Raw genomic sequence first — 3,211 nt, 5'->3', positions numbered from 1 at the left:
CGGGCGCTGGAGGCGGTGGCCGCCCGGATGGACCGTCGGCTGGTGGCGGACTCGTCCGGGGTCCGGCACGCGGAGCTGTTCGCCACGGCGGTGCTGCTGGAGTTCTCCGCCGACACCCGGACGGTACGGGTGGTGACCTGCGGGCACCCGCCGCCCGTGCTGCTGCGCGCGGGAGGGGCACGGGAGCTGACGGTCGCGCCGGCCCCCCCGCTGGGCATCGGCCTCCTCGGGGTCGAGCCGCCGAAGGAGGTCACGGTGACGCTGGACCCGGGCGACCGCCTGCTGATCGCCACCGACGGCCTGTGGGAGGCGCGGGACGGGGCCGGCCGTTTCTACCCCATGCCCGAACGCCTGGCCGCCCTCGCGGACACCGGCACCGCCGCGCTCCCGGACGCGCTGTGGGAGGACGTACGCCACCTCGGCCACCACGTGGACGACGACGCGAGCGTGCTGGTCCTGGCCCCCGACCGGTCGCCCCGCTGAGTACCGGCGCTCACCCGAACGGCCGACGGGCGAGGCCGCAGAAGCGCTCCTATGCTGAGAGCCCGGGGCGTCAGCCCCGCCGCAGCTCCGGCTCTCAGGTGCTTGGAGTCAGCCCATGCCCCGTTCCCCTGCACGCCTGCGCCGGAGGCTGGCCGTCGCGGCCGCCCTCGGCGCACTCGTCGCCCCACTCACCGGGGCCCCCTCCCTGGCGGCGCCGCCCGCCGCGGATTCCCCGAGTCCCTCTCCCACGGGCCCCGACGTACGGGCCCTCACACCCGAGGTGAACCGGCAGATCGACGACGCCGTACAGCGGGTGATGCGCGAGGCGGGCGTCCCCGGTGTCACGGTCGGGATCTGGACCCCCGACAAGGGGAACCACGTCCGCTCCTTCGGTGTCGCCGACAAGAGCAGCAAGCGCCCGATGTCCCCGGATCTGTACATGCGGATCGGCAGCGAGACCAAGACGTTCACCGTCACCGCGCTGCTGCAACTGGTCGACCGGGGCAAGGTGGAACTGGACGACCCGATCGGCCGGTACATCGACGGTGTGCCAGGCGGCGACAAGATCTCGCTGCGGCAGCTCGCCGACATGCGCAGCGGGCTGTTCAACTACTCGGAGGACCCGGACTTCTTCAAGGCGCTCACCTCGGACCCGCGACGCTCCTTCACGCCGCAGCAGTTGCTGGACTACGCCTTCAGGCATCCGGTGCAGTTCGAGCCGGGCGCGAAGTTCCAGTACTCCAACACCAACCTGATCCTCCTCGGCCTGGTCGTGGAGCAGCGGAGCGGGCAGAGACTCGGGGACTACATCCAGCAGCATGTGCTGGACCCGGCCGGGATGAAGCACACCTCGTTCCCCGAGGGCAGCGAGTTCCCGAAGCCGCACGCACAGGGGTACACCAACCAGACGGCGGACGGGAAGGTCGCGGAGACGGCCGGCTGGAACCCGTCCTGGGGCTGGGCGGCCGGCGCGATGGTCTCGAACCTGCAGGACATGCGGGTGTGGTCCCGCACGGTGGCCACCGGGCGGTTCCCGGACGGCGAGCGGATGATCACCCCCGCCACCCAGCGCCAGCGCCTGCTCACCCCGCCCACCGGCTACCCCGACGCGGGCTACGGCCTGGGCATCTTCAACGTGCACGGCTGGATCGGCCACAACGGCTCCCTGCCGGGGTACGAGTCGCTGACGGTGTATCTGCCCTCGGCGCGCACCTCGCTGGTGGTGCTGCTCAACACCGACATCGCGCATGACCGCCAGGAGCCGAGCACCCTGTTCGGACGGGCCGTCACCAAGGTCATCTCCCCCGGCCACGTCTACGACCTGCCCGCGCAGAACGCCCAGCACTGAGCCCGCGACCGGGCCGGGCGGGGGGATGCGAAAAGGGGTACGACCGGCCCCCCGCTCCGGTCGTACCCCCGCTGGACTGCCGAACTTAACCGGGGGGCCCGGCGGTGGCCATCGCAGCGGTGCCCGGTCGGTGCCGCCGGGCACTCACCCGTGCACAGGCGCGTCCGCTTGGTCCCCGTTCGCCCCGGCTTCGGGGACGGCGAGGGTGCCGTCCGCGAGATGGACGAGGACCACCTCGTACAGGTCACTGCCGCCCGCGAGGAGCTGGCGCTCCAGGACGGGTTCGGCGGCACGGACGTGTTCACGGACGGTCTGGGCGTGCACGCCTCGCTGCTTCGCGGCCCGTTCGGCATTGGCGCCGGCCGAGATCCAGGCGCTCAGGGTGGCGCGCAGGTCGCGACCGTCGCCGTCCAGCCGGCCGAGCAGGTCGCGGGCCCAGTCGCGCAGCGCGGCTGAGTCGAGGAGGTCGGTGAAGCGGGGCCCGGTGTGCGGGGCGGTTCCGGGGTCGTAAGGGCCGTGTGCCGCCTCGGTGAGCAGGGCGAGGCGGACGGCGGTGCGGGTGGTGAGGTCGGTCAGGTCGGTGTCCAGCAGGGTCTGCAGCCGGTCCATGCGGGCGCGGACGGTGTTGCGGCTGACGCCGAGCACCTTGGCGGCGCTGACCGCGGTGAAGTCCAGGCCCAGCCGGGTGGTGGCCAGCAGTTCGGCACGGGTGTGATGGGGCAGGGTGTCCAGCGGGCGCAGGGTCCGGGCGGACCAGGTGCGCAGCGCGGCCGGGTCCAGCAGGCGTTCGGGGTGGGTGCGTTCGGCGTAGACGGCGCTGCGGCCGGGGCTGAACCGGGCGACGGCAAGGGCGCTGATGGCCTGTCCGTAGGCGGTGGCGGTCCGGGCGAGCCGCTGGTGGAGGCTGCCGCCGAGGTAGGTGTCCGGGCGGTCGGCGACGAGGGCACGCAGCCTCTCCCCCGGCGCCGAGGCGGGGCTGACGACGATGACATGGCCGTCCACGGCAGGGCAGCGTACGACCAGCGCGCGGCCCTCGGTGACGTCCGTGCACTCCTCGGCGAGGGCGTCCCGTCCGGCCGGCGAGCCCTCGACGACGTAGACGCGGGCGGTGTCCTGTTCGAGCAGACCGGGCCAGAGTCCGGCGGCGACGCGGCGGGCGGAGACCACGTCCTCCACCATGAGCAGTTGCAGGACGGCCAGGCGCAGGTCGGCGGAGGCACGGCGCAACCGGCGTGCCGAACGGGCGAGTTCGCTCTCCCTCAGCAGCAGTCCGAGGACGCTCGCGGTGCGGTGGACGATCTCGCAGGCGCGCCGGTCGAAGGGGTCGGGGCGGGCCACGGTGAGCACGGCACCGGCCGCGCGGCCGGTGCCGTGCTCACC

Annotated in this window: 3 protein-coding genes; 2 read left to right on the top strand and 1 reads right to left on the bottom strand. The window is 73.4% G+C overall.

Features of this window, described 5'->3' with window-relative positions; genetic code table 11:
* A partial coding sequence (locus CCN33_RS27095; protein ID WP_140394698.1) for a PP2C family protein-serine/threonine phosphatase occupies positions 1–483 on the top strand: 483 nt, incomplete at its 5' end.
* Between the two features lie 115 nt (positions 484–598).
* Positions 599–1,831 carry a serine hydrolase domain-containing protein gene (locus CCN33_RS27090; RefSeq protein ID WP_086696067.1) on the top strand — a complete coding sequence of 411 codons (1,233 nt, stop codon included), beginning with the start codon at positions 599–601 and terminating at the stop codon, positions 1,829–1,831.
* A gap of 144 nt (positions 1,832–1,975) precedes the next feature.
* On the opposite strand, the gene CCN33_RS27085 is transcribed toward CCN33_RS27090, so the two are convergent.
* The coding region (locus CCN33_RS27085) for a helix-turn-helix domain-containing protein (RefSeq protein WP_107484002.1) at positions 1,976–3,211 on the bottom strand (1,236 nt) is incomplete at its 5' end.

The organism is Streptomyces recifensis (assembly GCF_002154615.1).
GTDB classification, from domain to species: Bacteria; Actinomycetota; Actinomycetes; order Streptomycetales; family Streptomycetaceae; genus Streptomyces; species Streptomyces griseoluteus.
Note: the sequence above shows the minus strand (reverse complement) of the source record. Positions and strands in the feature narration are given on the sequence as shown.